The following is a 23,443-nucleotide window of genomic DNA, read 5'->3' as shown; positions in this document are numbered from 1 at the left end:
ACGATGGGCGTACCACCTGTCGGCAACCGTAAGGATCAAGAGCTCGTGAGCAGCAAGGTCCCCCCGATCATCCTCAACAACGGCGTCGAGATGCCCCAGCTGGGCTTCGGTGTCTGGCAGGTGCCGGACGACGAGGCGGAGCGGGCGGTCGCCACCGCGTTGGAGGCCGGGTACCGCAGCATCGACACAGCGGCGATCTACGGCAACGAAGAAGGCACCGGCAAGGCCATCGCCGCCTCCGGCGTCCCCCGCGAGGACATCTTCCTCACCACCAAGCTCTGGAACAGCGACCAGGGGTACGACTCGACGCTGCGCGCGTTCGACACCTCCCTGGAGAAGCTCGGTGTGGAGTACGTCGACCTGTACCTGATCCACTGGCCGACCCCGGCCCGTGACCTGTACATCGACTCCTACAAGGCGTTCGAGAAGCTGCACGCCGACGGCCGGATCCGTGCCATCGGCGTCTCCAACTTCGAGGTCGACCACCTGGAGCGGCTCATCGCCGAGACCTCCATCATTCCGGCGGTCGACCAGATCGAGCTCCACCCGCATCTGCAGCAGCACGCGGGCCGCGAGTACCACGCCGAGCAGGGCATCGCGACCGAGGCCTGGTCGCCGCTGGGCTCGGGCAAGGGCCTCCTGGAGGTTCCGGCGATCGTGGCCATCGCGCAGAAGCACGGCCGCACCCCGGCCCAGATCGTGCTGCGCTGGCACCTCCAGCTCGGCAACGTCGTGATCCCCAAGTCCGTGACGCCGTCCCGGATCAAGGAGAACATCGAGGTCTTCGACTTCAGCCTGGACGCCGAGGACCTCGCGGCGATCAGCGCGCTGAACGAGGACCGGCGGCTGGGTCCGGACCCGTCGACGTTCAACGTGGCCTGACAGCACGGCGAACGGCCCCGCTCCCCTGTGGGGAGCGGGGCCGTTCGCGTCAGTTGGGCTGCCCGATCGGCCGTACGACGACCGTGTTCACGTCGACGCCCTCCGGCTGCCGTACGGCCCACACGATCGTGTCGGCGATCTGGTCGGCGGTGAGGAGGTCGCCGGGCGGCAAGCTGCCGCGGCTGTCCCAGAACGGCGTCTCCACCCGGCCGGGCGCGACCAGGGTGACCCCGATACCGAACTCGGTGACCTCGCGGCGCACGTTCTCGGCCAGTCCGGTCACCGCCCACTTCGTCGCCCCGTAGATGTTGCCCGGGGTGTTCACGAACCCGGCGACGCTGCCGATCAGCACGATCCGCCCACGGCTCTCCTTGAGCGCGTCGATGGAGGCGCGGATCAGGAGAGCGGGGCCGAGGACGTTGGTCAGCACCATCTCGGTCCAGCCGGCGGGGTCGCCCCCGGCGACCGAGTCGTGGGTGGCGAAACCGGCGTTGGCCACGACCGTGTCCAGCCGGCCGAACTCCTTGAGCGTACGGTCGACCGCCGACCGTACCTCGTCGTACTCGGCCGCGTTGCCCACGAGGGTCAACAGACCGGCGGGGTTTCCGAGTTCCTCGGCGAAGGCACGCAGACGGGGTTCGCCGCGGCCGGTGACGGCCACCCGGTGCCCGGCGCCGAGCAGTTGCCGGGCGACGGCGGCGCCGATGCCGCTGCCGCCGCCGGTGATGAGTGCGACCGGTGTGTCGGTCATGGGTACCCCCAGTGTTCTCGCCTGCGTTCCCAGGCTTCGACAGTCGGGAGTAGATCAGTTGGAGCGTTCTCGAAGTCAAGCGCCGCAGGTGCGGCGGTACTCGGCGGACGGGAAGTAGCGGTGCCACTCCGGCTCGGTGAGGCCGCCCTCCGCCCGGGCGCAGATCTCGGTGGCCGCTCGGTGCGGGTCCAACGGGAGGGTGCGCTCGGCGAGATGAGGGGTGGCGATGTGCAACTGGCCGCCGTCCGCCGTGAATCGGAGGGCGAGCGCCGGAACGTCTCCGGCCCGGAGCGTGGCCGCCCGCAGGGTGGGTGAGGCCGTCTCCCACACCTGGACGGTTCCGTCGGCCGCACTGGCCGCGAGCAGCGAGCCGTCGGCGGAGAACGCCAGGGCCTCCCTGTGCACCGTGGAGCCGGCGGTTCTCAGGACGGTGATCCGGCGCCAGGTGCGCGCGTCCCAGAGGGTGAGGCGGCCCTGGTAGTCGGCGGCGGCGAGGAATCCGCCGTCCGGGCTGAAGACCGCCCCGGTGAGGAGGTCCTCGCCGGCGACTCCCTCGGCTCCCTTGCGTGGCTTGCCCGTTGACCGGTCGACGAGAGTTCCCTCCATGGTCAGCGCGGTGCGGCCGGCGGCATCGACCGCCACCAGCTCGGTGCCGTGGACGGTGGGGCGCCGTGTCTGCCCGGACGCTGCCTTCTCCCGCCAGGCGCCGTCCATCAGCCCGTGCAGCGAGAGGGTGTGAACGACGCTGGTCCGTCCGCCCTCGAGATAGCGCAGCACGTTCTCGCCGGGGTCCAGTCGAATGCTGCTGATGGTGGATTCCGCCACGGGATAGGTGAGGAGCGGTTCGAACGTGCCACTGTCCCCGGGGTCGGGAAGGTCCGTGCGCCACAGGCTGAAGGAGTCCCCGCCCCAGGCCATGGCGTAGGCACCGGAGAACTCGACGTGGTGCGCGCCGCCCGCGAGCGGCAGCCGGGTGCGTTCGCGGCCTGCCCGGAAGTCCCAGGTGACGATCCCCTCGGAGGTCCCGGCCGCCACGGCCCGCTGATCGGAGGTGAAGGTGAGGTCCCCCGACGCGCAGAGGGATCGTTCGGTCGCGGCGGGCACGTCTCCGGTGACGAGGCGGCCCTCGACACCGTCGACGACCCGCAGGCGGGTGCCGTCGTCCTCGCACCAGGCGAGGTGGCGCTCGTCGCGGCTCAGCACGGGTATCGCGCCGTCGTCGCTGCCCCGCTCGTACCGGAACAGCATCCGCTGCCGGCGCAGGTCCCACACCGTGAGCGTGGCGCGCCCGCCGGAGTCCGGCACCGGACGCCGTACGAGGAGCGTGTGCCCGCTCGGCCCGAACTGGACATCGGCGTCGGTCCACGAACCGACCGGGAACCGATGCGTACTGCCGTCCACCAGCGAACGCACCACCACGCCCTCGCCGTCCGCGTCGCGCTGGGCGACCAGCCGGCCGTCGTCGCTGACGTCGACCACGTGCTCGGACAGGCCGCGGCGCTCCACCGTGCGGACGCGGCGGTGTCCGGGCACATCCCACTGCACGGCCTTGTCATGGACGACGGTCGTCAGGATCCTGCCGTCCCCGCTGAGCCAGGACGGCGCGTTCAGGGCGCGGCCGCCCTCCTCGGGCTGGGTGAACAGGTCCTGTTCGCTCTGTGCCGCGGCCGTGCGCAGCGCTTCGCGCGTCTCGGGCAGGTCGGCGGTGCGCCAGGCGGCGAGGGCCAGGCGCATCGCGGTGCGCGGCTCGGCGGTGTGGAGCGAGTCGGCCAGGGCGGCGGCGCTGCGGGCCTCGGCCTCGTCGCGCTGCCGTGCGCTGACCCCGCTCTGCCGCCAGGCTGCCGCGCCCGCGACCACGGCCAGGCACAGCAGGACGGCGAGCCCGCCGGTGAGCGCGCGCAGCCGACGGGCGGCGCGGGCCGCGGCGCGGCGGCCGCGTTCGTACGCCTCGACACTGGCGGCCAGGAAATCGCGTTCGAGCCGGTTCAACTCGGTGCCCTCTTCGCCGAAGGCCTCGCGCGCCTCCGTCAGCCGGGTGCCCCGGTAGAGCGCTCCCGTGTCCCGCCCCAACTCGGCCCAGGTGACAGCCCCTTCGGTCAGGCGACGATGCAGGCGCAGTCGCTCGCGATCTTCGTCGAGCCAGGAGCGCAGTCGTGGCCAGGCGCCGATCAGTGCCTCGTGGGCGAGGTCGACGGTGTCGCCGTCGACGGTCAGCAGGCGGCTGTCGACAAGGCGCTCCAGAAGGGCGGCCGTCGTCTCGTCGGCGTCGAGTTCCGCCCGGTCCACGGGGCGCCGGGTGTCCTCGGTGCCCTCGCCGGGGCTCACCAGACGCAGCAACAGGGCCCGCAGGGCGGTGGCTTCGGCGGACGTGCACCGGGAGTGGACGGCTTCCGCGGTGTGTGCGACGGCGCCCCGGACGCCGCCGACGGCCTCGTACGCGGCGAGCGTGAGCGTCTTGCCGGTGCGCCGCCGCCAGACCTCGCGCAGGGCGTGGGCCATCAGCGGCAGACCGCCCGGCTCGCCGGCCACGTCCGTGACGATGCGGGCGGTCAAGGCGCGTTCGACCACGAGTCGTTGGGCGGCGGCCGGCCGCACCACCGCCTCCCGCAGCGCGGCGGGCGGCATCGGTCCGATGAGCAGCGTGGAGTCCCGCAGCGCTTCGGCGAGTCGGCCGTGCTCGGCGCAGCGGCCGTAGAAGTCGGCGCGTACGGCGATCACCACGCGCAGCCGGGACGCCGGGTCCGCCGCCTCCAGCAACTGCCCGAGGAACCGGGCGCGTTCGGCGGGGTCGGCGCAGAGCGTGAAGACCTCCTCGAACTGGTCGACGACGAGGAGGGTGTCGCCCGGGGCGTCGTGCGGGGTGAACAGGGCCTCGTGGGTGCGGAGGGGGTGCGGGCCGGGGGTGAGGAGGCGGATGGCGGCGAGGTGGGAGGGCCCCGCCGTTCCTCGCAGCGCGGGGATCAACCCCGCCCGCAGCAACGACGACTTGCCGCTGCCCGACGCGCCGACGACCGCCGCGAACCTCGTGCGGGCGGTGAGGCGGACCAGTTCGTCGATCAGTTCGTCCCGGCCGTGGAAGTGCTCCCCGTCGCCGGTCTCGAACCGGGCGAGCCCCGGATAGGGACCGGGATCGTCGTCGGAGTCCTCGAACACCCGGGCCTCGCCGACCGCCTCCCGCCACCGTTGCTCCCACTCCCCCGTGTCGCCACCGCACGCACTGACGTAGGCCAGGAGCACCGGCAGGCTAGGGAGCCGTTCGCCGCCCGCCGCGGCGGAGAGCGTGGGCGCCGAGTAGCCGGCGGCGAACGCCATCGCACGGTAGGTCGGGGTGCCCGCCTCGTCGCGCAGCTTGCGCAGTCCGTACGCGAACCGCTGCACGGCTCCCGCCCCCGGATCCAGCGGTTTCTCCCTGCGCCCCATGCCCTTCTCCCCCTCGGTCACGGCCGTCCCACACGCCGGCAACAGGCTCCCGCGAATTGATTGGTACGCCGAACCAGGGCTGCCCAACAATCCGTTGACGTCTGAACTCGTCGGTGCACGCCGTCACGCGGCCGGCCCACAGGGCCCCGCGCCTCCCGCCACGCACCGGAGTCAGCCATCGCCACCACACACTCACCTGGACCCCTCCTACGGCCCGTCCGGTTGCCACCCGCCGCGTCCGCACCCGCTTCCCGGGCCCTCCGGCACGTGCTCGCCCCCGCAGCACTGTCCCTCGCCCTCGGTCTGTGGGGCGTCCGGCGCGGCGGCAGCATGTGGCGGGACGAGGCGGTGACGTACGACATGGCGCGGCGCTCGCTGCCGGACCTGTGGGCGACGCTGGGGCACGCCGACGCCGTGCACGGGTTGTACTACCTGCTCCTGCACGGCCTGTTCCGCGTGTGCGGCTGGGCTGACCCGCTGCTCGTGCTCCGACTGCCCTCGGTGCTGGCGACCGTGGTGGCGACCGGGACGCTGGCCCTGCTGGGACGCCGCCTCGCCGGGCCGCGCGCGGGACTGCTCGCCGGGGTCGTCTTCGCACTGCTGCCGCCGGTGCAGCGCTATGCGCAGGAGGGACGGTCGTACGCAGTCGTCTGCGCCCTGGTCGTCTGGGCGTCCTACCTGCTGCTCCGGGCGGTGGAGCAGCGCACCGGGCGGGCCTGGGCCGGCTACGGCACGGTCATGCTGATGGCGTGCCTGCTCCACGAGTTCGCCGTCCTGGCCCTCGCCGCGCACCTCGTGGCCCTGCCGCGCTCGGTCCGCCGTAGCGGCATACGAGTGGCACTCGCGGTCTGCGCCGGCCTCGCCCCGCTCGCCGTGCTGAGCAGCCGCCAGTCGGACCAGGTGGCGTGGATCGGCGGCATCGGGGCCGGTGCACTGGTGGGCTTCGCCGGGGTGACCCTGCTGGGGGTGGTCTGCGCGGCGCCGCTGAGGGGCGGCCGCAGCGCGGGACTCATCCCGCTGGCTCTGCCCCTCCTGATCCTGCCCGGGCTCCTGCTCATCCTCCTCACCCCGCTCAAGGCGCTGTACGTCGACCGCTACGTCCTCTACGGCCATGCGGGCACCGCCCTGCTGGTCGGCGCCGCCCTCGACCGGCTGGTCCGCGCGGCCGGGCGGATCCGGGCCATCACGCTCCTCGCGGCCGGGGCGACCGTGCTCGCGCTGCTGCCGGTGACCCTGCACCTGCGCACGCCGCAGAGCCGTACCGACGATGTCGCCGCGATCGCCCGAGCCGTGTCCACATCGAGTGCCGACGGGATCGTCTACCTGCCGTCACGGCGCCGCGTGTGGTCGCTGCCCGAACCGGACTCCGTGCGCGGGTTGCGCGACCTCGCGCTGAACCGGGGTCCGGCCGACTCGGCCACGCTGTACGGCACGGAGGTGGCCGCACCGGTCATCCGCGCCCGCATGCTGGCGGCGACGCGCATCCTCGCCGTGGGCGACCCCGCAGGCCAACCACTGGACCGCACACCGCAGGAGGAGGCCAAGCGCCAGGTGCTCGCCGACCACTTCGAGGAGTGCGGGACCCGGTACTTGCAGGGTGCGCGGATCACCGAGTACGTCCACCCGGGAACGTGCGGGACCTCCTGATCGGGGCTGGCCGGCACCCCCTGAGGGGCGCGGGGAACTGCGCGACCAGCCACAAGAAACCCGCAGCCGCCCGACAACCTGACCCGGCACATCCGCTGGCGCCACTCACCCGGTCCGCACAGCGGTATGCACCGTGTGCACCGCCAGCACGAACACGTCCGCCCGCCGATGCACGCTCGCCGCGTCCTCGGGATCCAGGAGCCGGTCGAGGGTCGCACGGTCGGTCGCATCGAGGTGGTCGCCGAAGCCGTCACGAAGACGGGAGAGCACGGCGGCTACGTAGACGCGGGCCCGGTCCGTGGTCGGCGCGGGGAGGTCAAGCATGAAGCTACGGGTGCCGGTGTGCCGAAGACCCGCGGTGGCCATCAGTGCGGGCCAGTCCTCGGTCTCGGCGACGTGGCCGGGCAGCTCCGCGCGCATCTCGGCGAACCACTCCTCCTCCAGCGCGTCGAGGCGTGACTGCAGGCCGGGCCGGCCGATGCCGATGTCCCGGGGCAGGAACCGGGCCGGCAGACCACCCTCCATGAGAGCCAGCGTGCCGCCGGGCGCCAGTCGTGCCGCGAAGGCGGCGAGGGCGGCGCGCTGGTCGCCGAGGTGGTGCAGGCTGCGGCTGGCCCACAGCAGGTCGGCGGGGTAGTCCAAGTCGGCCAGGGCGCCGGGCAGTTCACCGACGAGGGTGCCGAAGCGGTCGGCGACGCCGAGCCGGGCGGCCCGGGCGCCGGCTCGTTCCAGCAGCGGCTCCGTGCCGTCGACGGCTACGACCCTGGCGCCCGGGAAGGCCTCCGCGAGCAGACAGGAGACGACACCGGGCCCGCTGCCCGCATCGACGATCAGCCCCGGCTCGGTCTGCTTGTGCCCGAGCCAGGCCAGGGCCCGCTCGTACAGGGGTGTGAACAGCTCCGCCTGGGTTTCCAGCAGCGAGGCCATCTCGGCCCAGTCGATGTCGGTGTGGTCGTGGTGGTGGCCGTGGTTGTGGTCGTGGGTGTGCGCCATGGGGTCAGCCTCTCGTCGGTGTGCGGCCAGCGTGCGCCGACTCACCGCGAGGGGGCCACCACTGTTGCCACGACGGCAAAAATGAGGTGCACCGCGGCTGCGAGGTCGCCGACGATGGCCCCATGGACGACGAGCTTGTGGAGCGGTTCCTCAGCGACGGGTTCGTGAAGCTGGAGGGTGCCTTCCCGCCGCGCGTCGCCGAGCACTGCGCCCGGCTGCTGTGGCGGGAGACGGGGTACGACCCCGAGGACCCTGCCACCTGGAAGGACCCGGTGTTCTGGGTGTCCGACATGGCGCAGGGCCCGTTCGCGGCGGCCGTCAACTCCTGTGCGCTGCATGAGGCGTTCGACCTGCTGGTCGGCGAGGACCGCTGGCAGTCGCGCTACTCGCTGGGCAGCTTCCCGCTGCGTTTCCCGCACGAGGAGGAGCCGGACGACGCGGGCTGGCACATCGAAGCCAGCTACCTCCCCGAAGGAGGCTCCACCTATCACACGAACCTGCGCTCCAAGGACCGAGCGCTGCTGATGCTGTTCCTGTTCACCGAGGTCACCGAGGCCGACGCCCCGACCCGCATCCGGGTCGGCTCGCATCTCGACGTACCGCCGGTCCTGGAGCCGTACGGCGAACACGGCGCGCCCTTCCTGGAGCTGGGCCCGAAGGTCGCGGAGGCTTCCGCCCATCGCCCGCTCGCCCACGCCACGGGCAGCCCAGGAGACGTCTACCTGTGCCACCCCTTCCTGGTCCACGCAGCCCAGCCCCACCACGGCACCCACCCCCGCTTCATGGCCCAGCCACCCCTCATGTCGGCCGTTCCCCACGAGCTGGACCGCCCCGACGGCACCTACTCACCGGTGGAGTACGCGATCCGCCGGGGCTTGGTCCAACAGAGCTGACCAACCCCGGCGGACTGCAACGCCCTAAAGGGGCGCGGGGAACTGCGCGACCAGCCCCCACCGGCCCGCAGCCGAATTCACTACAGCGCCGGATAGGCGTTCTGCATCAGCTGCTGGAACTGCGCCGAGAACCAGTGCCCCGACAGCGGCGAGTTCGGCAACGCACCGGACAGGTTGTTGCCGTTGCGCGGGTTACCCGTATACGTCGGGTCGCACATCCGGTCGAACCCCTTGCCCTCATCGTTGGCGATCTCCGTGCTGGAGCCGTCGGACTCGCCCGGAGGCTTCATCCAGACGTAGGCGTCGATGCCGGCGGCCGGGTTGGCCTGCGGACGCTCGCCGAGACCGGCCCCGGACTGGTTGCACCAGTTGCCGATGTGGATACGGCGGTCGTAGCGGCCTCCGTTGACATACGTGTCGACGTCCGTCACCGCACCGGGTCCGGTGGGCCGTGCGGTGCCGCCCCAGCCGTTGCGGGAGGTGTCGATCAGCATGCCGATGCCGGAGTTGAAGCCGGTGGTGACCAGCTGGTTGCGGAAGGCCTGGGCGAAGGACAGCTCGTCGACGTACCGGTTCCAGTCGACCCACTTCGACTCGCGGACCGACTTGCCGGCCACGGTGTCGTTGATGGTGAAGTTGTTCTCCTTCAGGGCGCTGTAGTTGGCCGTGTTGGTGATGAAGCCGTGGACGTCGTTGACGGTGGCGCCCTCGGAGGTCGCCGCCTCCTTCATCACGGTGGCGCTGGGGGCGAAGTTGTCGTCCCAACCGATCCAGCCGTGGTGACCGGCGTCGATGTAGTTGTAGACGTTGGGCACGTCACCGAGCTTGTTCAGGGCGTAGCCGACGCCCTTCTGGTAGTTGCCGTTGGCCTTCATCACGTCGCATGCGGGGGTGGCCGTGGGCCGGCTGCCGGTGTTGGTGACGAGGTTGGGCAGCGAGTCGATCTCGATGGTGGTGACGATCCGCAGCGAGGCGTAAGCCGGGTCGGCGAGGATCGCGGCGATCGGGTCGATGTACTCGGTCTTGTACCGGTCGATCTCCGTCGGGCCGAGCTCGCCGTTGGAAGCGAGGGCGGCACAGTCGCGGCCGGGCAGGTTGTAGATCACCAGCTGGATGACCTCTTCGCCGGAGCCCTTCTGCTCCAGGGCCGCGTCGAGGTGGTCGCGCAGGCCCATGCCGCCGTTCACGCCGTTGATGGCGGCGATCCGGTCGAGCCAGACCCCGGTGGGCTGGTTGGAGATACGGCTGCCGCCCGTCTCCGCGGCGGCCTTCGCGGACCACTCCGGGTTCACGTACACCTGGGCGCCGTTGTAGGGGTTGTCGACGCGCTCGGCGCTCGGGTCCCCGGGGTCCGTCGGATCCGTCGGCGTGGGAGTGGCTCCGTCGTCGACGTTGCAGGTCACACCGTCGAGGGTGAAGGCGGCCGGGACGGCATTGGTGCCGCTGTAGCTGCCGTTGAAGCCGAAGCTGAGGGAACCGCCGGTGGCGAGCGTGCCGTTGTAGGACTCGTTCGCCGCGGTGACGGCGGTCCCGCTCTGGGTGATCTTGGCGTTCCAGCCGCTGGTGATCTGCTGGTTTCCGGCGTACGACCACTTCAGCGACCAACTCGACTTGGCCGTGGTGTTGTTGGTGATGGTGACGGCGGCGGTGAAGCCGGTGTCCCACTGGTTCTGCACCTTGTAGTCCACGGTGCAGGGGACGGCGGCGATGCCGACATCCCCTGGGACGACGGCAAGGGCCGTCCCGGAGGCCCCGGCGACCAGCGCCAGGGCGGCGAGCAGTGCGGTTCTCGTACGACTCATGAGTGCGGGTTTCCTTCTCGGTCGAGGGAGTTGTCCGTCGGGAGTTATCCGTCGAGTGAGCGCAGGTGGTCGCGCAGGCCGATGCCGTACGCGGTGGGTGTGCCGTCGTAGCCGGTGATCAGGGACGGTCCGGAGGAGCAGTCCCAGGTGTTCCAGGTCCAGCCCAGGTAGGACAGGCCGCGGTCGTCGAACCACTTCATGACCTGGTCGACGAAACCGTGCGAGCAGGTGTTCTCGCCGATCTCCCCTGCCACGAGGGGGACTTGGGCGGCCACCGGGGCGAGCGTGGAGTTCCAGCAGCTCTCGGTGGAGCAGGTGTTGAAGTTGTACACGTGCCAGGCGGCGGCGAGATTGCCCGCCGGGTCGCTCGGCTTGTACGTCAGCCACTGGCTCAGGTCGTTCGAGTAGGCGAGCCCGCCGACCAGGATCGGGTTCGTGGCGCCGGTACCCCGGATGCTGTCGACCAGATCCTGCATACCGGCGACTTCGTATCCGATGCCGGAGCAGGTGCCGCCGTCTCGCCAGCACTCCCACGCCTGGGTGGTCGTGGCGGTGGCGCGGTCCGGGTAGGGCTCGTTGAACAGGTCGAACACGACCGTCGCGTCGTCCTTGAAGGTGTTCGCCACCGAGGCCCAGAAGGACGGCGTGTACTGCATGTTCGGCATCGGCTTCTGACAGCTGGCGTGCACGTCGGAGCAGCCGGCCGAGTTGCCGGTGTACTGCCCGTAGGACCAGTGCAGTTCGAGCAGCGGCGTCATGCCGTTGGCCTTGACCTTAGTCACGAGGTCCTTGACGGCGTTGATGTAGTTGGCGCCTGCGTACGCAGGGTCGATGTTGGAAAGGCCCAGCCAGCACTCCTCGTTGAGCGGTATGCGCACGGTGTTGGCGTTCCAGTCGGCGATGGCCTTCACGGAGGCGTCGTCGACCGGGCCGTCCCAGATACCTCGGCCCTGGACGCACATGAACTCGCCGCCGGACCGGTTCACGCCGAGCAGGCGACGGGTGGTGCCGTCGGCGTCCACGAGCTTGTTGCCGGAAACGTGCAGGGCGGGCACCGTGCCGTCATCCGGGTCCGGCGCCGGGTCGGTCGGTGTCGGCGTGGGCGACGGCTCGGCATCCACGTTGCACGCGACGCCGTTCAGCTTGAACGACGTCGGTACGGCGTTGCTCCCCGACCAGGAGGCGAGGAACCCGGCACCAACGCTCGCACCGGAGGCCAGCGAGCCGTTGTAGCTCTCGTTGGCCGCGGTGACGGCCGTACCGGACTGGGACCACTTGGCGTTCCAGCCCTGGTTGAGCTTCTGGCCGGCTGCGAGGTCGAAGGTGAGCGCCCAACTGCTCAGCGCCGCCGTGTTGTTGGTGATCGTCACGGCGCCCTGGAAGCCGGTGTCCCACTGGCTGGTGACGGAGTACTCCACCGTGCACGCGGGGGCGGCCCCGGAGGCCGTGACCACCGGCACCGTCACGGACCCGAGAAGGGCGACCGCACCGGCGACGGCTAAAAGTACTGAACGCGGGGGGTGACGCGGGGGGTGTCGCATGAGCGACTCCTTGCAGATCAGCGCGTCGTTACGGACGCGTCGACTGATGGAATCGCTCCCACTGGTGCCCATGAAGCTAGCGCCAAGTGACGGCAAAGAACAGAGGAGTCACTTGACTTTTCCCGAGCCCCACCCATCGAATCTTTTCGACTCTTCAAGCACCTTGACCCCTATCCCCCTCACCTCCACCATGGGAGCGCTCCCACTGGTTCAAGCCTTGACTTCTCCGAGCCGCAAGGAGGAACCAGCACATGCCCCCCAGAAGGAGACGCCGGACTGTCCGGCGCTTATGGACCGCCGTCGTGGCGGCCCTGGCACTGCCGTTCGCGATGTTGAGTTCGGGTTCAACTCCCGCCCAGGCAGCCGCAGTTCAGTGCAGCGTTGACTACAAGACAAACGACTGGGGCGCCGGCTTCACCGCGGACCTGACGATCACCAACCGCGGCACGGACGCCATCGACGGCTGGACGCTGACCTACAGCTACGCCGGCAGCCAGAAGTTGTCGAACGGCTGGAACGGCACCTGGTCCCAGTCCGGCCAGGCGGTCACGGTGACGAGCGCCTCGTACAACGCGACGATCGCCGCCGGCGCCGCCGTCACCACCGGCGCGCAGTTCACCTACAGCGGCACGAACGCCGCCCCCACGAACTTCGCGATCAACGGCACCAGTTGCACCGGTGCGCACCAGCCGCCGATCACCGTGCTGACCAGCCCGGCGGCCGGCGCCGTCTACACCCAGGGCGACGCCGTCCCGCTCGCGGCGACCGCCGCGGCCGCGGACAGCGCGACGATCAGCAAGGTGGAGTTCTACGACAACACCACGCTGCTGGGTACGGACACGACCTCGCCCTACTCTCTTTCGGCCTCAAGTTTGACCGTGGGCAGTCATTCTCTCCTGGCGAAGGCGTACGACAGCCTGGGCGCGTCGGCGGAGTCCACCCCGGTGGGCATCACGGTCGCCTCGGGTCCCACGGTCGTCGCCTCGACCACCCAACTGGCCGTCCAGCAGGGCGAGACGGGCACGTTCGGGGTGAGGCTGTCGACGCAGCCGTCCGCGAACGTGACCGTGACTACCGCCCGCGCGAGCGGCAACTCGGGCCTGTCCGTGACCGGCGGGGCTTCCCTGACCTTCACCCCGTCGAACTGGAACACCGCCCAGAACGTCACCGTCACGGCAGACTCCTCCGGCACGGGCGCGGCGACCTTCGAGTCGACGGCGACCGGCCATGCCAAGTCCTCGGTGACGGTCACCCAGATCGCGGCGGCGGGCGAGTACGACGCCCGGTTCCTGGAGCTGTACGGCAAGATCACCAACCCGGCCAGCGGCTACTTCTCGCCCGAGGGCATCCCCTACCACTCGGTCGAGACGCTGATCGTCGAGGCGCCGGACCACGGCCACGAGACCACGTCGGAGGCGTACAGCTACCTTCTCTGGCTGCAGGCCATGTACGGCAAGGTCAGCGGTGACTGGTCGAAGTTCAACGGGGCCTGGGACATCATGGAGAAGTACATGATCCCGACCCACGCCGACCAGCCGACCAACTCCTTCTACAACGCCTCGAAGCCGGCGACGTACGCGCCCGAGCTGGACACCCCCAACGAGTACCCGGCGGCGCTCAACTCGTCGGTCCCGGTCGGCCCGGACCCGATCGCCGCCGAACTGAAGTCGGCGTACAGCACGGACGACGTCTACGGCATGCACTGGCTGCAGGACGTCGACAACGTCTACGGCTACGGCAACTCGCCGGGCAACTGTGAGGCGGGCCCGGCCGACACCGGACCGTCGTACATCAACACCTTCCAGCGCGGCGCGCAGGAGTCGGTGTGGGAGACGGTGCCGCAGCCGACCTGCGACCAGTTCAAGTACGGCGGTACGAACGGGTACCTGGACCTCTTCACCGGTGACGCCTCCTACTCCAAGCAGTGGAAGTTCACCAACGCCCCGGACGCCGACGCACGTGCGGTGCAGGCCGCGTACTGGGCGGACGTCTGGGCCAAGGAGCAGGGCAAGGGCGGTGACGTCTCCGCGACCGTCGGCAAGGCCGCGAAGATGGGCGACTACCTGCGCTACTCGATGTACGACAAGTACTTCAAGAAGGTCGGCAACTGCGTCGGCCCGACCACCTGCGCGGCCGGGACCGGCAAGGACGCCTCGCACTACCTGATGTCCTGGTACTACGCCTGGGGCGGCGCGACCGACACCGCGGCGGGCTGGGCCTGGCGCATCGGCTCCAGCCACACGCACGGCGGCTACCAGAACCCCCTGGCCGCCTACGCGCTGAGTTCGTACGCCGACCTGAAGCCCAAGTCGTCGACGGGCGCGGCCGATTGGGGCACCTCGCTGACCCGGCAGCTGGAGTTCTACCGCTGGCTGCAGTCCAACGAGGGTGCCATCGCGGGCGGTGCGACCAACAGCTGGGCCGGTCGTTACGCATCCCCGCCGTCCGGCACCTCCACCTTCTACGGCATGTACTACGACCAGCAGCCCGTCTACCACGACCCGCCGTCCAACCAGTGGTTCGGCTTCCAGGCGTGGTCGATGGAGCGGGTCGCCGAGTACTACCAGCAGACGGGGAACGCGCAGGCCAAGACGGTCCTCGACAAGTGGGTCGACTGGGCGCTGTCCAAGACCACGATCAACCCGGACGGCACGTACCTGATCCCGTCGACACTTCAGTGGTCGGGGCAGCCCGACACCTGGAACGCGTCAAGTCCCGGTGCCAACAGCGGACTTCACGTCACCGTCGCCGACTACACCAACGACGTCGGTGTGGCCGCCGCGTACGCCAAGACCCTGACGTACTACGCGGACCGGTCCGGTGACACCGAGGCCGCGACCACGGCCAAGGCGCTCCTCGACGGCATGTGGGACAACTACCAGGACGACCTGGGCATCGCCGTCCCGGAGACCCGCGCCGACTACAACCGCTTCGATGACGGCGTGTACGTCCCGAGCGGCTGGACCGGCACCATGCCGAACGGCGACGCGATCAACTCGTCGTCGACCTTCGACTCCATCCGGTCGTTCTACGAGGACGATCCGGCGTGGTCGAAGATCGAGGCGTATCTGGCGGGCGGGGCCGCGCCCTCCTTCACGTATCACCGGTTCTGGGCTCAGGCGGACATCGCCTTGGCCATGGGTTCGTATGCGGAGCTTCTCGAATAGTCCCCGCCAAGCGCTCCGCGGGTTGGGCTGTGTATTGACTGCGGGTCCGTTGTGGCTGGTCGCGCAGTTCCCCGCGCCCCTCAGGGGGCGCACCACTCACCGCCCTTTCCTCGGAACCGCTTGAAAGCTCCGTGTACGTGGTCTCGTCACCTGACGGCGGGGCCGATCTGCCGGGCGACCCCCTCCCGCACTGGGGGTCGCCCGGCAACTCTCGCGATGCAAGGAAAGCGCTTACCCCCACCCCGCATCGGAAAGGAACCCCCGTGCGAAGAACCCGCATCCTCACGGCGGTGCTGGCGCTCGCGGCCGGCCTGCTCGCGGGCACGCCGCCCGCGTTGGCCGCGCCCGCCGCGAAGGCGGTCATCGCCGCCGACACCTACACCTGGAACAACGCCCGGATCGACGGCGGCGGCTTCGTCCCCGGCATCGTCTTCAACCGCTCCGAGAAGAACCTGGCGTACGCCCGTACCGACATCGGCGGCGCCTACCGCTGGCAGGAGTCGACCAAGACCTGGACCCCGCTGCTGGACTCGGTCGGCTGGGACGACTGGGGACACACGGGCGTGGTCAGCCTGGCCTCCGACTCGGTGGACCCGGACAGGGTGTACGCGGCCGTCGGGACGTACACCAACAGCTGGGATCCGAAGAACGGCGCCGTCATGCGCTCCGCGGACCGGGGCGCGAGCTGGCAGAAGGCCGACCTGCCCTTCAAGCTGGGCGGCAACATGCCGGGTCGGGGCATGGGCGAGCGCCTGACCGTCGACCCGAACAAGAACAGCGTGCTGTATCTCGGAGCCCCCAGCGGCAAGGGTCTGTGGCGCTCGACGGACTCCGGTGTCACCTGGTCGCAGGTGACGAACTTCCCCAACGTCGGCAACTACCAGCAGGATCCGAGCGACACGAGCGGCTACGCCAGCGACAACCAGGGCATCACCTGGGTCACCTTCGACGAGTCCACGGGCACGTCCGGGAGCGCGACGCAGACCATCTACGTCGGGGTCGCGGACCTCCAGAACTCGGTGTACCGGTCGACGGACGCGGGCGCGACCTGGTCGCGGGTCGCCGGGCAGCCGACGGGATATCTCGCCCACAAGGGCGTCCTGGATGCCGAGAACGGCTATCTGTACCTCGCCTACAGCGACAAGGGCGGCCCCTACGACGGCGGCAAGGGCCAGCTGTGGCGGTACGCGACCGCGACCGGCACCTGGACGAACATCAGCCCGGTCGCCGAGGCCGACACCTACTACGGCTTCAGCGGACTGACCGTCGACCGTCAGCACCCCGGCACGGTCATGGCCACCGCCTACAGCTCCTGGTGGCCGGACACCCAGATCTTCCGCTCCACGGACAGCGGCGGCACCTGGACGAAGGCGTGGGACTACACGTCGTACCCCAACCGCTCGAACCGCTACACGATGGACGTCTCGTCCTCCCCGTGGCTGACCTGGGGCGCCAACCCGTCACCGCCCGAACAGACCCCGAAGCTCGGCTGGATGACCGAGTCGCTGGAGATCGACCCCTTCAACTCGAACCACATGATGTACGGCACGGGCGCGACGGTCTACGGCACCGAGAACCTCACCAACTGGGACTCCGGCAGCCAGTTCACCATCAAGCCGATGGTGCAGGGCCTGGAGGAGACGGCGGTCAACGACCTCGCGTCGCCGCCCTCGGGCGCCCCTCTGCTGAGCGCCCTCGGTGACATCGGCGGCTTCCGGCACACGGACCTGACCAAGGTCCCGTCGATGATGTACACCTCGCCGAACTTCACCTCGACCACCAGCCTGGACTTCGCCGAGACGAACCCGAACACGGTCGTCCGCGTCGGCAACCTCGACTCGGGCCCGCACATCGCGTTCTCGACGGACAACGGGGCCAACTGGTTCGCGGGAAGCGACCCTTCGGGTGTCAGCGGCGGCGGAACGGTCGCTGCGGCGGCCGACGGCAGCCGGTTCGTCTGGAGTCCGGCGGGCACGGGCGTGCAGTACGCGACGGGCTTCGGCTCGTCGTGGTCGGCGTCGAGCGGGATCCCGTCCGGCGCGATCGTCGAGTCCGACCGGGTTGATTCGCAGACCTTCTACGGCTTCAAGTCCGGGAAGTTCTACGTCAGTACGGACGGCGGCGCGACCTTCACCGCGTCCTCGGCGACCGGTCTCCCCGCCGGCGACAGCGTCCGCTTCAAGGCGCTGCCCGGCACGAAGGGCGACGTCTGGCTGGCGGGCGGGGCGACGGACGGCGCGTACGGCCTGTGGCACTCGACGGACGCCGGCGCGACCTTCACGAAGATCTCGGGCGTCGAGCAGGCGGACACCATCGGCTTCGGCAAGGCGGCCACGGGGGCGTCGTACCAGACGCTCTACACCAGCGCGAAGATCGGCGGCGTACGCGGCATCTTCCGCTCGACCGACAAGGGCGCGACCTGGACCCGTATCAACGACGATGCCCACCAGTGGGGTTGGACGGGTGCGGCGATCACCGGTGACCCGCGGGTCTACGGCCGGGTGTACGTGTCGACCAACGGCCGCGGTGTCGTCTACGGCAACAGCTCCGACACCAGCGGCGGAGACGACGGCGGCACGGATCCGACCCCGACGCCGACCGGCGCCTGCACGGTGACGTACGAGGTCACCAACCAGTGGTCGGGCGGCTTCCAGGCGGACGTCCAGCTGGCCAACACGGGCTCAAGTGCCTGGAGTGGCTGGTCACTTGGCTGGACCTTCGCGGAGGGCCAGACGATCGGCCAGCTCTGGAACGCCGAGTACACCCAGTCGGGTTCGGCGGTGACGGCGAAGAACGTGGGCTGGAACGCCAACGTGGCGGCGGGCTCGTCCGTGAGCTTCGGCTTCACGGGGAACTGGTCGGGCACGAACACGAAACCGACCGCGTTCAAGCTGGGCGATCAGAGCTGCACGGTCGTCTGACCAGGCTGTCGAGGGCGCGTGCCGCACCCGGCACGCGCCCTTCCCTGTACCTCTGCGCCTTTCGGACGGCACGGTCACAACTGGATCACCTTACCGACACATCCCTCACGTTCTCTTCACAACTCCCGTTACGCTCACCTCCCACGAAACACCTCAGGGGGGACCATGTCGTACACCCAGCCGCCGCCACCGCCGCCTCCGCCCGGGTTCGGGCCGCCGCCCGTCCTGCCCGCACCGCGACCGGGCTGGGCTCGCAAACGAGTCCTCATTCCCGTCGCCGTGGTCATCCTTCTCCTCGGCGTGGGCATCGGCTCGGCCGGAAACGGCGGCGACGGTGAGAAGACCTCAGCCGAGCCCGCCCCCACCGTGACCGTGACGGCCCGGGCCGAGGTCCAGGCGGACGACGAGGCCGAGCCGGCGCCCACCGTGACCGTCACCAGGACGGCCAAGGCCAAGGCAGACACGGCGGACACGGCCGACGCCGCTCCCAGCGGCAAGGCGGTGTTCAAGGTGTGGGGCTCGGCCCCCTCGGGTCTCGACATCACCTACGGCAGCGACGGGACCAACCTGGAGGGCAAAGGGCTGCCCCTGAAGAAGACCCTGACCGTCGACGAGGACTCCCTCTACTACCAGGTGACGGCCCAGCTCATGGGCGGCGGCGACATCCAGTGCTCCGTCACCATCGACGGAAAGACGAAGACCGGCCGGGCCCAGGGCGGTTACAACATCTGCTCCGCGCAGCTCAACAGCGACTTCAGCGGCGGCTTCAGCTAGACCTCGACATCAGCCGAGCGGGTGGGTGCGCGTCTCCGAGGAGGCGCGCACCCACCGTCGTTCACGGTGTGTAGACCGTCGGCCGAGGTGCCGTCGCCATCCCGTTGCCGATGAAGAAGCTCGGGTGCGGGGGCTGGTTGTAGGCGGTGTTCTGCCAGGCCAGGCCCGTGCGGTACATCGTGTCGTGCAGCAGGGTCGTGATCTTCGTGCTCGTTTCCGTCGGCGTCGAGTAGATCCTGAGCGCCGTGTTGCCCGACGTCGGCCAGACGACCTCCTCGCGCCAGTCACCGAAGATGTCGCCGGACAGGGACGGCGTCGCCTTGGTGCTGTTGTTGGAGTGGACCGAGGAGCCGGTCAGCAGGCGGGTGTCGGAGGACGTGCCGTACTTGTCGATGTGGGTGCCGTCGAGGAGTTCGCGGGTCGTGTCCCCGTCCCACCAGGACAGGAAGTTGACCGAGGACGGCTCGCGGCCCTTCGTCGCGCCGGCCTCGTCGCGGATGGACGAGTCGGAGGCCGACCAGACCTCGGCGCCGTCGTTGCCGGCCCAGATGTCACCCGCGACGCCGCGCCCGTTGTCGCAGCACGCGGCCAGGCTCCAATTGACCGTGCCGTTCGCCGGGTTGATGTACAGCTCGGCCGGCTGCGAGGTCGACTCCGAGACCTTGAAGTACTCCAGACCGGAGTGCGCCGGGTCGAGATCGCCGAGGTGCTGGGCGTCGCCGTGCCCGGTCTTCGTGGTCCACAGCCCGTTGCCGTTGTCGTCGACGGCCATCGCACCGTAGACGATCTCGTCCTTGCCGTCGTTGTCGACGTCCCCGACGGAGAGGCTGTGCGAGCCCTGACCGTCGTACCCCTTGCCGGTGTTGGTCGAGGAGTTGGTGTCGAAGGTCCAGCGGCGGGGGAAGGCGCCGCCCCGCCAGTCCCAGGCGGCGATCACCGTACGGGTGTAGTAGCCGCGCGCCATGATGACCGAGGGCCGGGCGCCGTCCAGGTACGCCGTGCCCGCGAGGAAGCGGTCGACACGGTTGCCGTACGAGTCGCCCCAGGACGAGACGGTGCCGCGGGCCGGGACGTAGTCGACGGTCTGCATCGCCTTGCCGGTCTGGCCGTTGAACATGGTCAGGTACTCGGGGCCGGAGAGGATGTAGCCGCTCGAATTGCGGTAGTCGGCCGACGAACTGCCGATCACCGCGCCGGTTCCGTCGACCGTGCCGTCCGCCGTCTTCATGGCGATCTCGGCCTTGCCGTCGCCGTCGTAGTCGTACGCCTGGAACTGCGTGTAGTGCGCGCCGGAGCGGATGTTGCGGCCCAGGTCGATGCGCCACAGCCGGGTGCCGTCGAGCTTGACGCCGTCGAGGATGGTGTTGCCGGTGTAGCCGGACTGGGAGTTGTCCTTGGCGTTCGTCGGCTGCCACTTCAGCACGAAGTCCAGCGCGCCGTCGCCGTCGAGGTCGGCGACGGAGGCGTCGTTGGCCTCGTAGGTGTAGGCGACGCCGTCGGGGGTCGTGCCGCCCGAGGGCGGGCTGATCGGGACGTCCTTGTAGCCGGTGCGGAACTGGATCGCGTGCACCGAGTCGGCCTGCTCCACGCCGCCGACGATCGCGCGGATCGTGTAGTCGGCCTGGGAGGGGGCGCCGGAGTGGAAGTAGTTCGTGGAGCCGGTGATCGGGGTCGAGTTGACCAACGCACCGGCCCGGTAGACGTTGAAGGAGACGTCGTTCGGGTCGGTGCCGAGCCAGCGCCAGCTGACCAGGTTGCCGGCGTCGGTGTGGACGCTGACGACACCCCGGTCGAGGGCCTCGACCTGGCGGGCGGTGGCGGCCTCGGCCGTACCGGTGGCGAGCTGGGTGAGCCCGGCGGCGACCAGTGCCGCGGCGGCGCCCAGCGCGGAGAGGACGGCCCTTCGTCTGCGGTGCTTGTGCGGGTGCGGGTGCTGCACGAGACGTACCTCCTGAGAGGACGGACGGGTTCCGTCCACTCAGTCGCCGCTGTGCGCCCCGACGTTGCCGTATCTTTCGGCCAGTTCGGCGATCGTTCGGGCCACCTTCTCGCGCAGTTCCGGCGGTTCCAGGACCTCGACGTCCAAACCCAGCCGCAGGAACTCCCCGAGTGCCTGGTCGACGGACTCGACGGGGACGGTTGCCAGGGTCCAACCATCCGGCTGGGCACGCCCGTTGACCGCCCTGGCGAGCGTCACGCCCGGCGCCAGCCGCACCACCGCCTCGCTCCGGTACAGCCGGTCGTGGAAGTCGCGCTGATACACATCCCAGTAGGCGGCCAGGTCGAAGTCGTCCGGCCGGGTGAACTCCTCGTCGGACCCGGCGAGTTCGAGAATCTGGTCGACACGGAAGGTGCGCGGACCCGGGCCCGCGACGACGTACCAGCGGCCCGCCTTCAGCACGAGCCCGTACGGCTCCAGACGGCGCTCCACGTCGGTGGGTTCGGCCCAGCGCCGGTACAGGACGTGCAGCACTCGGCTGTTCCACACCGCGTCCGCGACCGCCGGGAGGTACGGCGCCTCGTCGGCGTCCGCGTACCAGCCGGTCGTGTCGAGGTGGAAGCGGCCGCTGATCCGGTCGGCGTGGGGGCGTAGCTCCGCCGGCAGCGCGGCACGGACCTTGAGCTGGGCGGCCGCCAGGACGGACCCCAGACCCAGCTCGGCGGCGGGGCCGGGGACGCCGGAGAGGAAGAGGGCCTCGGCCTCGTCGGTGGTGAGGCCGGTCAGCCGGGTGCGGTAGCCGTCGAGGAGGCGGTAGCCGCCGGCGTGGCCGGCATCGCCGTACAGCGGGACGCCCGCCGCACTCAGCGCGTCCACGTCCCGGTAGACGGTCCGCACGGACACCTCCAGCTCCTCGGCGAGCTGGGCGGCGGTCATCCGGCCCCGGGTCTGGAGCAGCAGGAGGATCGAGACGAGTCGGCTGGACTTCACTGCCACATGGTGTCAGTGAAGTGGTCCTAACGTCCTGTCCATGGCCTTCACGGAGAAACAACGCTTCAAGGAGAAACTGCTGACCGTGCTGCCGCCGATCGAGGTGGCCGGGCGGCGGATCAAGCGGTACCACGTCACCGCGGACCCGGCCGGCATCGCGCCCGAGGTCGAGAAGGCGGCGTACGAGATCCTCCCGGAGCTGCTGCCGGAGCCGGACGGCACACCGCCCGCGACCTTCGTCGTGCTGCACCGGGGCGATGACGACGGTGCCTACGTCAACGCGTACAGCTGGGTGTGGGACAACGTCCTGCACTACGGGAACGCGGCGGCGGGCCAGGCGGTGCTCGGCTGCCCGGACAACGACCCCACCCACTTCGTCAAGCCCGGCCTGCCGTGGATCGGCTGCGTCTTCGAACTGCCGCCGGTCCTGCACGAGCGGGACGCCTGGGTACGCCACATGCTGGTGCCCGAAGTCCCGGACCTGGCCGCCTACTTGGCCGATTCCCTGCCCGACGGAACCACCGGAGACCGCTCATGAGCAGCCCGCACGACTTCGACTTCTTCCACGGCGAGTGGGAAGTGCTGAACCGTCGCCGCGCCGACTTCCTCGCCCCCGACAGCGACTGGGTGGAGTTCCCGGCGACGCACTGGTGCCGGCCGCTGTTCGACGGGGCCGCCAACATCGACGAGATCGACATGCCGTACCTGGGCGCGAAGGGACTGACGCTGCGGCTGTTCGACGTGGACACGCGGGAGTGGTCGCTGAACTGGTCGTCCAACACCACCGGAAGGCTCTTCCCGCCGGTGATCGGCCGCTTCGAGGGCGGTCGCGGCGAGTTCTACGGCGACGACACGCACGACGGGAAGGACGTGCGGGTGCGGTTCGTGTGGTCGGGGATCTCCGACAGCGCCGCCCGTTGGGAGCAGGCCTTCTCGGTGGACGGCGGGGACACCTGGGTGACCAACTGGTACATGGACTTCAGCCGGCCTTCCGGAACGACCGGAGCGTGAACACGGGATCGGCCCGCGGACGGTCCTGGTCCGGCAGGGCCGCCAGCCGGGTGGCGAACCCCTCACTCAGCGAGGAACCCGGCGGCAGCGTCATGAACCAGCCGCGCCGCAGGTCGGCGATGGCGCGGCGGGGGCTGCGGCCCTGACCGCGGCCCTGGAAGCGGGCCCGGCCGAGGGGGCGCAGGCCCGCTTCGGCGGCGTACGCCCCGACGCCGGCCGCGGCATCGGCGGCCGGCCGGGGCGGGCGGGAGGCGAGCACCCCGTCGATGTCGCTGCCGACGTTGTGGGAGGCGGCCTTGTCGACGGTCGTGACATACACCCCGCCGGGCCGCAGCACGCGCGCACACTCGGCGACGACGGCCCGTACGTCGCCGGGCGCGTCCAGCAGATGCAGCAGCCACACACTGCTGACGGCGTCGAACGCCCCGTCCGGGAACGGCAGTTGGCGGCTGTCGGCCAGGACGATCGCACCCGGCAGGCGTACGGCGGCCATCCGGGCCATCGCGTGCGTGAGGTCCGCGCCCGTCACCCCGAGGCCGGGCCGGGCCGTCGCGAGCCGCCGGGTGACGATCCCCGTGCCGCAGGCGACATCGAGGAGCCGGCGGGCGGCGGCGGGGACCAGGCCGAGCACGGCGTCCGCGGCAGCGGCGGCTCTCGGCTCGCCGCCGCGGGAGGTGTCGTAGGCGTCGGCCTCCTTGTCGTAGTCGAGCAC

The 23,443-nt window shown here is 70.3% G+C and carries 16 protein-coding genes; 8 read left to right on the top strand and 8 right to left on the bottom strand.

Annotated elements, in window-relative coordinates; genetic code table 11:
* The first annotated feature begins 45 nt into the window (after positions 1 to 45).
* Positions 46 to 882, top strand: a complete 837-nt coding sequence (locus IG08_RS0127685; RefSeq protein ID WP_030607967.1) for an aldo/keto reductase — start codon at positions 46 to 48, stop codon at positions 880 to 882.
* A 49-nt stretch (positions 883 to 931) separates the two neighbouring features.
* Here IG08_RS0127685 and IG08_RS0127680 read toward each other — a convergent pair whose 3' ends face one another.
* Both IG08_RS0127680 and IG08_RS0127675 read right to left on the bottom strand, forming a co-directional pair.
* On the bottom strand, positions 932 to 1,633 hold the full coding sequence (locus tag IG08_RS0127680; RefSeq protein WP_030607964.1) for an SDR family oxidoreductase: 702 nt from the start codon (positions 1,631 to 1,633) through the stop codon (positions 932 to 934).
* 75 nt (positions 1,634 to 1,708) lie between these two features.
* The gene (locus IG08_RS0127675; RefSeq protein ID WP_030607961.1) at positions 1,709 to 5,053 is read right to left on the bottom strand and encodes an nSTAND1 domain-containing NTPase; all 3,345 of its coding nucleotides are present in this window, start codon (positions 5,051 to 5,053) and stop codon (positions 1,709 to 1,711) included.
* Between the two features lie 267 nt (positions 5,054 to 5,320).
* Between IG08_RS0127675 and IG08_RS0127670 the strand changes: the two genes are divergently transcribed.
* Positions 5,321 to 6,700, top strand: a complete 1,380-nt coding sequence (locus IG08_RS0127670; RefSeq protein ID WP_030607958.1) for a glycosyltransferase family 39 protein — start codon at positions 5,321 to 5,323, stop codon at positions 6,698 to 6,700.
* Between the two features lie 105 nt (positions 6,701 to 6,805).
* Here the strand turns inward: IG08_RS0127670 and IG08_RS0127665 are convergent, their stop codons facing one another.
* A complete protein-coding gene (locus IG08_RS0127665) occupies positions 6,806 to 7,693 on the bottom strand; it encodes a class I SAM-dependent methyltransferase (protein ID WP_030607955.1) in 888 nt (295 codons plus the stop codon).
* A gap of 122 nt (positions 7,694 to 7,815) precedes the next feature.
* Between IG08_RS0127665 and IG08_RS0127660 the strand changes: the two genes are divergently transcribed.
* Positions 7,816 to 8,586 (top strand): phytanoyl-CoA dioxygenase family protein, encoded by a 771-nt coding sequence (locus IG08_RS0127660; RefSeq protein ID WP_052424910.1) that lies wholly within the window; start codon positions 7,816 to 7,818, stop codon positions 8,584 to 8,586.
* 80 nt (positions 8,587 to 8,666) lie between these two features.
* Here IG08_RS0127660 and IG08_RS0127655 read toward each other — a convergent pair whose 3' ends face one another.
* Both IG08_RS0127655 and IG08_RS0127650 read right to left on the bottom strand, forming a co-directional pair.
* Complete coding sequence (locus IG08_RS0127655; protein ID WP_030607950.1) at positions 8,667 to 10,388, bottom strand: glycoside hydrolase family 6 protein; 1,722 nt, start codon at positions 10,386 to 10,388, stop codon at positions 8,667 to 8,669.
* A gap of 44 nt (positions 10,389 to 10,432) precedes the next feature.
* Positions 10,433 to 11,854 (bottom strand): cellulase family glycosylhydrolase, encoded by a 1,422-nt coding sequence (locus IG08_RS0127650; RefSeq protein ID WP_043455321.1) that lies wholly within the window; start codon positions 11,852 to 11,854, stop codon positions 10,433 to 10,435.
* Between the two features lie 326 nt (positions 11,855 to 12,180).
* Between IG08_RS0127650 and IG08_RS0127645 the strand changes: the two genes are divergently transcribed.
* From IG08_RS0127645 to IG08_RS61565, 3 genes are all read left to right on the top strand, one after another.
* Positions 12,181 to 15,096: a glycoside hydrolase family 48 protein gene (locus IG08_RS0127645; protein WP_030607945.1), complete on the top strand. Its 2,916-nt coding sequence runs from the start codon at positions 12,181 to 12,183 to the stop codon at positions 15,094 to 15,096.
* Between the two features lie 263 nt (positions 15,097 to 15,359).
* Positions 15,360 to 18,017, top strand: coding sequence for a cellulose binding domain-containing protein (locus IG08_RS0127640; RefSeq protein ID WP_030607942.1), 2,658 nt, complete (start codon positions 15,360 to 15,362; stop codon positions 18,015 to 18,017).
* Positions 18,018 to 18,182: 165 nt separating this feature from the next.
* Positions 18,183 to 18,791, top strand: a complete 609-nt coding sequence (locus IG08_RS61565; protein ID WP_234342988.1) for a hypothetical protein — start codon at positions 18,183 to 18,185, stop codon at positions 18,789 to 18,791.
* Between the two features lie 61 nt (positions 18,792 to 18,852).
* On the opposite strand, the gene IG08_RS0127630 is transcribed toward IG08_RS61565, so the two are convergent.
* Together IG08_RS0127630 and IG08_RS0127625 are read right to left on the bottom strand one after the other, a co-directional pair.
* Positions 18,853 to 20,730 carry a rhamnogalacturonan lyase gene (locus IG08_RS0127630; RefSeq protein ID WP_030607936.1) on the bottom strand — a complete coding sequence of 626 codons (1,878 nt, stop codon included), beginning with the start codon at positions 20,728 to 20,730 and terminating at the stop codon, positions 18,853 to 18,855.
* 39 nt (positions 20,731 to 20,769) lie between these two features.
* The gene (locus tag IG08_RS0127625) at positions 20,770 to 21,720 is read right to left on the bottom strand and encodes a helix-turn-helix transcriptional regulator (protein ID WP_043455318.1); all 951 of its coding nucleotides are present in this window, start codon (positions 21,718 to 21,720) and stop codon (positions 20,770 to 20,772) included.
* Between the two features lie 40 nt (positions 21,721 to 21,760).
* On the opposite strand from IG08_RS0127625, the gene IG08_RS0127620 reads away from it, so the two are divergent.
* Both IG08_RS0127620 and IG08_RS0127615 read left to right on the top strand, forming a co-directional pair.
* Positions 21,761 to 22,258, top strand: a complete 498-nt coding sequence (locus tag IG08_RS0127620; RefSeq protein WP_030607931.1) for a hypothetical protein — start codon at positions 21,761 to 21,763, stop codon at positions 22,256 to 22,258.
* A complete protein-coding gene (locus IG08_RS0127615) occupies positions 22,255 to 22,731 on the top strand; it encodes a hypothetical protein (RefSeq protein ID WP_030607927.1) in 477 nt (158 codons plus the stop codon). The genes IG08_RS0127620 and IG08_RS0127615 overlap by 4 nt, the downstream gene beginning before the upstream one ends.
* On the opposite strand, the gene IG08_RS0127610 is transcribed toward IG08_RS0127615, so the two are convergent.
* A complete protein-coding gene (locus IG08_RS0127610) occupies positions 22,700 to 23,443 on the bottom strand; it encodes a class I SAM-dependent methyltransferase (RefSeq protein ID WP_030607924.1) in 744 nt (247 codons plus the stop codon). The two genes, IG08_RS0127615 and IG08_RS0127610, sit on opposite strands and share 32 nt — an antisense overlap.

It is taken from the genome of Streptomyces fulvoviolaceus (assembly GCF_000718165.1).
Classification (GTDB): Bacteria; Actinomycetota; Actinomycetes; order Streptomycetales; family Streptomycetaceae; genus Streptomyces; species Streptomyces fulvoviolaceus.
Note: the sequence above shows the minus strand (reverse complement) of the source record. Positions and strands in the feature narration are given on the sequence as shown.